Source organism: Caulobacter sp. P1_D6 (assembly GCF_056406095.1).
This window is the reverse complement of the sequence record NZ_JBFUAW010000075.1, coordinates 1-6,398: the sequence shown is the minus strand read 5'-3', so window position 1 is coordinate 6,398 and position 6,398 is coordinate 1. Positions and strand designations below refer to the sequence as shown.

The window sequence follows — 6,398 nt, the reverse complement described above, 5'->3', positions numbered from 1 at the left end:
CTCTGGGGGAGGTGGCCCGGAGGGCCGGAGGGGGTTACGGCGGCGCGATCTGCCCCACCGCCCCCTTGAAGTCCGCCGTGGTCGAGACCCACCCGAAGAAGGTCTCGATGTTGAACAGCGCGGCCTTCTGCACGAAATCGGGCCCCGCCTGGTGGGTGGCGTCCTCCAGCACGGTGCCGAAATATTCCAGGAAGAAGCCGTCGCGCAGGGTCGATTCCACGCAGACGTTGGTGGCGATGCCCACGAACACCAGGTGGCGCACGCCGCGCGAGCGCAGCACGCTGTCCAGCTGGCTGTTGAAGAAGCCGCTGTAGCGGGTCTTGTGCAGCACGATGTCGCCGGGGACGGGCTTCAGCTCGTCGACCAGCTCGTAGTCCCAGCCGCCCTTGGCCAGCAGCTTGCCCTGCAGCTCGGGCCGGGCGCGCATGGTCTTCAGGGCGTTGGACTTGTGCCAGTTGGGCGAGCCGGGGCCGCCGGCCTCGACATAGTCGCTGTCCCAGCCGTTCTGGAAATAGATCACCGGCATGCCCGCAGCCCGGGCCACGTCCAGCACGCCCTTGATCTTGTCGATCACCGCCGCCGCGCCGCTGATGTCGAACCCGGCCAGGTCCAGATAGCCGCCGGGCGAGGCGTAGGCGTTCTGCATGTCGATGACGATCACTGCTGTCTTATCGACAGGGAGCGCGATCGGCTCGGGCCGGGCCGGAAGCATCAAGGTGTCGGGTGTCGTCATACGCTCGATCTCTCGCTGGGCGCGTCCCAGGGGGGTGAGCGACGCAGGTAAGACCATCGCGGAGCGCGGCGCAATCGATCGATGAACGCCGATATGCGCCTTGGGCCCGATTGCCTAGGTCTTGGGCTAATTCAGAAACGACTTACTAAATCTCGCCCTCTGGATTTCCCGCCCTGTCCTCGGCCTCTTCCTTGCCGGTCCGGGGCAGGGACAGGGTCAGGACGCAGACCAGGCCGCTGGGGCGGTAGTCGACGCGGGCCTCGCCGGCCAGGTCGGACTTCAGGCTGGCGGCGATCAGGCGCGAGCCGAAGCCCTTGCGGGCCGGCGGCGACACGGTGGGGCCGCCGCGCTCCTCCCAGTGCAGGGTCAGCCGGTGCAGCGCGCCGGGATCGACGTGCCAGACCACCGTCACCGTGCCCTCGGGCAGCGACAGGGCGCCGTACTTGACCGCGTTGGTGCCCAATTCGTGGAACACCATCGACAGGGCCAGGGCGGCGTTGGGCGTCAGGGCCACCGGCGGGCCCGCCAGGACCGTGCGGTCCAGATAGGGCTCCAGCGTCTCCTCCAGGATCTCCTTGAGGTTCGCGCCCTCCCAGACGCTCTGGGTCAGCAGGTCGTGCGCCCGGGCCAGGGCCATGATGCGTTCGTTGAAGGCGTGCAGGCCGGGGGTGTCGGCGGGACGGCCCAGGCTCTGGCGGGCCAGGGACTGCACCGTGAACAAGGTGTTCTTCACCCGGTGGTTCAGCTCGTTGATCATCAGCTGCTGGCGCTGGTGGGCGCGCAGCTCCTCGGCCTCGCGGGCCCGCAGCTGGGCGGCGGCGTCGTGCAGGGCCGCGCGCACCTCGGCGATCTCGCGGAAGCGGTCCGGGACCAGGGCGATCTCCTCGCCCGCCGCCATGGCCTTGGCGTCGGCCCCCAGCCCGCGCACCGAGGCCGAGATGTCGCGCGAGACCACCAGGGCCACGCCCGCGCCGATGACCAGCAGCAAGAGACTGGCAGCGGTCAGCCAGCCCACCGACGACCAGTTGGCCCGGCTCAGCTCGGTCCGCGGCACGCCGACGATGAAGGACCAGCCGCTGCTCGACGACCGGGCGAAGGCCGACAGGGTGGCCGTGCCGTCCAGCGTATGGCTCAGCGCGACCCCTTCGTTGCCCCGGGCCATGGCGGCGCGCATCTCGCCGCTGACCTTGCGGCCCATGAAGCGGTCGATGTCCTTCGAGCGCGCCATCAGCGATGCGTCGCGGTCGACGATGCTGGCCGTCCAGCTGTGCGGGATGTTCTGGGCGGCGAAGATCGACGAGAAGGCCTTGGGCGACTGCTGATAGGCCAGGTCGTACAGCTTGCCGTCGACGATGACCGGCATGTCGATCGACACGAAGGGCGGGAACTGGTCGGCCTTCTGGGGCCGCACCAGGTTCGACACCGAGGTGCGGCCGGCGCGGATGGTCTGCCAGCGATAGTCCGGCAAGCCGATCCCGGGCGGGGGCGCGCCGGCGGGATGGCGGGTGTTGACCAGCTGCCGCTCGTTGTCGAGCAGCACGATCCAGCCGTCGGTTCCCTGCACGGCCGCCCGGGCCTGGCGCTCGAAGGCGGGGATGTCGCCGGCGATCAGGGCGGGCGAGACGGCCAGGGTCTGCAGCACGCTCTGGCCCTGGCCGAGCTGGCGGTCGGTGGCCAGCAGCAGGGCGCGGGTGGTGGCCATCAGCTGTTGCTCGTAGCGCGCCCGGCTCTCGCCGAACTCGGCGCGGGCCAGCAGGGCCATGAAGATGGTGGCCGGCACGACCAGGCTCAGGGCCATCAGCAGCAGGCGCCGGCGCACCGTGCCGGCGGCGAGCGAGGGCGAAGTCGTTACGGGGTCGGGGGCGACCGGGTCTTGCAAAGGCGGGCTCGTCCTGGGGGGATCGACCCCAAGAGAAAGCGACCGCCGCGCCGGGTCAAGCGCTTAGCCGACCGATCCGCCGACGCCACGACGCGGCAACCTTCGGCGGTCCTTCGGGGTTTGTTGCTCAGCCCACGGCAAAGATGTCGGGGATTTTGGGAGACTTCACAGCATGCGCATCGTCACCATCGCGGCCGTCGCCGCCCTCGCCCTCGGCGCCGCCGCCTGCGGCGAGAACAAGGCCGAGAAGGCCCAGGAAGCCGCCGCCGCCAGCGACTCGGCCGCCGCCTCGAGCAAGCAGGCCGCCGACGCCGCCGAAACCGCCGCCCAGGCCAGCGCCACCGCCGCCGCCACCGGCTCGGAAGCCGATCAGAAGGCCGCCGGCGACGCCGCCGCCGCCGCGGGCGAACAGTCCGAAAAGGCCGGCGACCAAGCCGAGAAGGCCGGCGACAAGGCCAAGGACGCCGCTCACTAAGCGTCTGGTTCTTTAAATTCGGTGCGGTGGTCCTCGTCCTTCGACAAGCTCAGGATGAGGACCATTGTACGGGCCGTGGTGGTGGATGACCTCATCCTGAGCTTGTCGAAGGACGCGGGGCCGGCCTTTTTCATGCGGGCGGAGCGAAGGGCTCGCCAGGCGCGTTGTCTCCGCATGGCCAGAACCCGCAAGACCACCACGCGCCGCAAGACGGCCGCTTCAGACACCTTCGCCCTGGCGACAGCCAGCGCCGAACTGGCCCTGGCCTCGCTTCGCGTGGTCAACGCCCGCACGCCGATGATCGCCCGGGCGATCAGCGACCCGATGCGGGGCGACTACGCCGAGCTGACGCGCATGGTCTCGGAAAAGCCGCTGGCCTTCGCCCAGGGCGCCTCGGCCGGCGGACCGGCCTGGCTGGCCATGGCGGCGGAGTCCAACCGCTACCTCGCCCAGGTGTGGAAGACGCCCAGCTTCGGCGTCGCGCCGGCCCTGTCCGCCTCGCTCGGCGCCTTTGCGTTCTGGGGGCGGATGATGTCGCTGGGCGTGGCGTGGCAGTCGGCGATGCTGGCCCCGGTCCACGCCGCCGCGACGGCCAACGCTCGGCGCCTGGCCGCCAAGGCTTGAGCTTGAAGTCCGTGTTCGGCCGGTCGGAAGGCGCGTTTTTTCCTGGCCCCGCGCCGGAAAAGCCCGTCATCCTGGCCTCCAACGAGCCCGAAGGCGGCGCCAGACCGCCTCGGCCAGAGCGAGGAGACATGTCGACCATGGCCGGACCCGCCGTCGATTTCGATCGCATGACGACCCTGGGCGACGTCGCCCGCTATCACCACGAGGTCCGGCCCGAGGCGACGGCCCTGGTGTTCGAAGGCCGGTCGACCAGTTTCGCCGAGTTCGACCGCCACACCGACCAGGTCGCCAACGCCCTGCTGGCCGAGGGGTTGGGGAAGGGCGACCGCATCGCCTATGTCGGCAAGAACAGCGACCACTATTTCGAGCTGTTGTTCGGGGCGGCCAAGGCCGGGGTGGTGCTGGCCCCGATCGGCTGGCGGCTGGCCCCGCGCGAGATCGCCTACATCCTGGGCGACGCCGAGGCCCGCATGGTGTTCGTCGGCCCCGAGCTGCTGGCCCATGTCCGCGACGTGGCCGTGCTGATGCTGGACCAGCCGGTGGTCATCGGCATGGAGGCCAACGAGTACGGCCATCCGACCTTCAAGGACTGGCGCGACGCGTTCGGCTGCGACAGGCCGGCCGCCGCGATCACCCCCGCCGACATCGCCGTCCAGCTCTACACCTCGGGCACCACGGGCCAGCCCAAGGGCGCGATGCTGACCCATTCCAACATCCTGACCACCCGCAAGCTGGCGGCCCAGGCCGACATGGCCTGGAACCGCTGGGGTCCAGACGACGTCAGCCTGGTGGCCATGCCGGTGGCTCACATCGGCGGCACCGGCTGGGGCGTGGTCGGCCTGGTCAACGGCGCCAAGGGCGTGGTGGCCCGCGAGTTCGACCCGACCAAGGTGCTGGACTTCATCGAGAAGGACCGGGTGTCCAAGATGTTCATGGTGCCGGCCGCCCTGCAGATCGTCGTGCGCCAGCCGCGGGCCCGCGAGGTCGACTACAGCCGGCTGACCCACATCCTGTACGGCGCCGCGCCCATCCCGCTGGACCTGCTGCGCGAGTGCATCGAGGTGTTCGGCTGCGGCTTCGTCCAGCAGTACGGCATGACCGAGACGACCGGCACGGTGGTCTATCTGCCGCCGCAGGACCACGACCCGGCCGGCAACGCCCGGATGCGCTCGGCCGGCCTGCCCATGCCCGGCGCCGAGCTGAAGATCATCGGCGAGAACGGCCAGACCCTGGGTCCCAACGAGGTCGGCGAGGTGGCCGTGCGCTCGCCCGCCAACATGGCCGGCTACTGGAAGCTGCCCGAGGCGACGGTCGACACTATCGATTCCGATAGCTGGTTGCGCACCGGCGATGCGGGCTACATCGACGCCGACGGCTATCTGTTCATCCACGATCGCGTGAAGGACATGATCATCAGCGGCGGCGAGAACATCTATCCGGCCGAGGTCGAGAGCGCGGTCTACGGCCATCCGCACGTGGCCGAGGTGGCGGTGATCGGCGTGCCCGACGACACCTGGGGCGAGGCGGTCAAGGCGGTGGTCGCCCTCAAGCCCGGCGCGCCCCAGGACCCGGCCGACATCATCGCCTTCGCCAAGAGCCGCATCGCCGGCTTCAAGGCCCCCAAGACCATCGACTTCATCGAGATGCTGCCGCGCAACGCCTCGGGCAAGATCCTGCGGCGCGAGCTGCGCGAGCCGTACTGGGCGGGCAAGGAACGACGGGTGAATTGATGGCGCCCAACTGATGGGGAGTCACGACGGTCGCATCGCGGGGCTTGTTCAGGGGCTGTACCAACCCGAGGGCGGACCGCGCGTCGACTTTCGCCAACCGGCCGGGGAGCCGGCTTTGGCCGCGCCGGACTCGGTGTCGTGGCGGGTGTTCAAGAACCCGGTCTCGCTGTTCGTCGGCGGGGTGACGGCGGTGATCCTGGAGCTGGCCGAGCCGCGCGTGCGCTCCGGCGTCTGGGAGCATTCCAGCTTCCGCACCGCGCCGCTGCCGCGCCTCAAGCGCACCGGCCTGGCGGCGATGGTCACGGTCTATGGCGCACGCTCGACGGCCGAGAAGATGATCGCCGGCGTGCGCAGGATGCATGATCGGGTCACCGGCGACACGCCCGCCGGGGCGGCCTACCGGGCCAACGACGTGGAGCTGCTGGACTGGGTGCAGGCCACCGCCAGCTTCGGCTTCATGGAGGCCTATCACGCCTTCGCCCGGCCGCTGAACGACGCCGACCGCGACCGCTTCTACGCCGAGGCCGCCCCGGCGGCGGCGCTGTACGGCGCGTTCGGGGCGCCGGCTTCGGTGGCGGAATGGGAGGCGCAGCTGGCGGCCATGCTGCGCAAGCTGGAGCGCCACGAGATCGTCTTCGAGTTCCTGGAGCTGATGCGGCGGACGGCGATCCTGCCGGTTCCGTTGCGGGGCCTGCAGGGCGCGCTGATCCGGGCGGCGGTGGCGATCACGCCGGCGCAGGTGAGGGCGGTGGTCGGGCTGGGACGGGAGTGGGATCTCGGACCGGTCGAGGGGCGGCTGGTGAAGCTGGCCGGAGCGGCGGCGGATCGGTTACCGGTGAAGGGGACGCCGGCGGTGGAGGCCTGTCTGCGGATGGGGCTGCCTGCGGACTATCTGTATCGGCGGTAGGTCCCGCGCTGGCCCCCTCCGGCCCTCCGGGCCACCTCCCCCAGAGGGGG

6 protein-coding genes are annotated in these 6,398 nt (G+C 70.4%); 4 read left to right on the top strand and 2 right to left on the bottom strand.

The window, feature by feature from the left end; translation table 11 throughout:
• Positions 1 to 34: 34 nt before the first annotated feature.
• Positions 35 to 733 (bottom strand): pyrimidine utilization protein B, encoded by a 699-nt coding sequence (gene rutB, locus AC1DYP_RS24675; protein ID WP_477048549.1) that lies wholly within the window; start codon positions 731 to 733, stop codon positions 35 to 37.
• A gap of 145 nt (positions 734 to 878) precedes the next feature.
• Entirely contained in the window at positions 879 to 2,531 is a 1,653-nt protein-coding gene (locus AC1DYP_RS24670) for a sensor histidine kinase (RefSeq protein WP_477048550.1), read from the bottom strand.
• A gap of 253 nt (positions 2,532 to 2,784) precedes the next feature.
• Between AC1DYP_RS24670 and AC1DYP_RS24665 the strand changes: the two genes are divergently transcribed.
• From AC1DYP_RS24665 to AC1DYP_RS24650, 4 genes are all read left to right on the top strand, one after another.
• Entirely contained in the window at positions 2,785 to 3,087 is a 303-nt protein-coding gene (locus tag AC1DYP_RS24665) for a hypothetical protein (RefSeq protein WP_477048548.1), read from the top strand.
• Between the two features lie 174 nt (positions 3,088 to 3,261).
• Positions 3,262 to 3,711 carry a hypothetical protein gene (locus tag AC1DYP_RS24660; RefSeq protein ID WP_477048547.1) on the top strand — a complete coding sequence of 150 codons (450 nt, stop codon included), beginning with the start codon at positions 3,262 to 3,264 and terminating at the stop codon, positions 3,709 to 3,711.
• 137 nt (positions 3,712 to 3,848) lie between these two features.
• The gene (locus AC1DYP_RS24655; RefSeq protein ID WP_477048546.1) at positions 3,849 to 5,441 is read left to right on the top strand and encodes a fatty acid--CoA ligase; all 1,593 of its coding nucleotides are present in this window, start codon (positions 3,849 to 3,851) and stop codon (positions 5,439 to 5,441) included.
• A gap of 13 nt (positions 5,442 to 5,454) precedes the next feature.
• A complete protein-coding gene (locus AC1DYP_RS24650) occupies positions 5,455 to 6,348 on the top strand; it encodes an oxygenase MpaB family protein (protein WP_477048545.1) in 894 nt (297 codons plus the stop codon).
• The last annotated feature ends 50 nt before the right edge of the window (positions 6,349 to 6,398 follow it).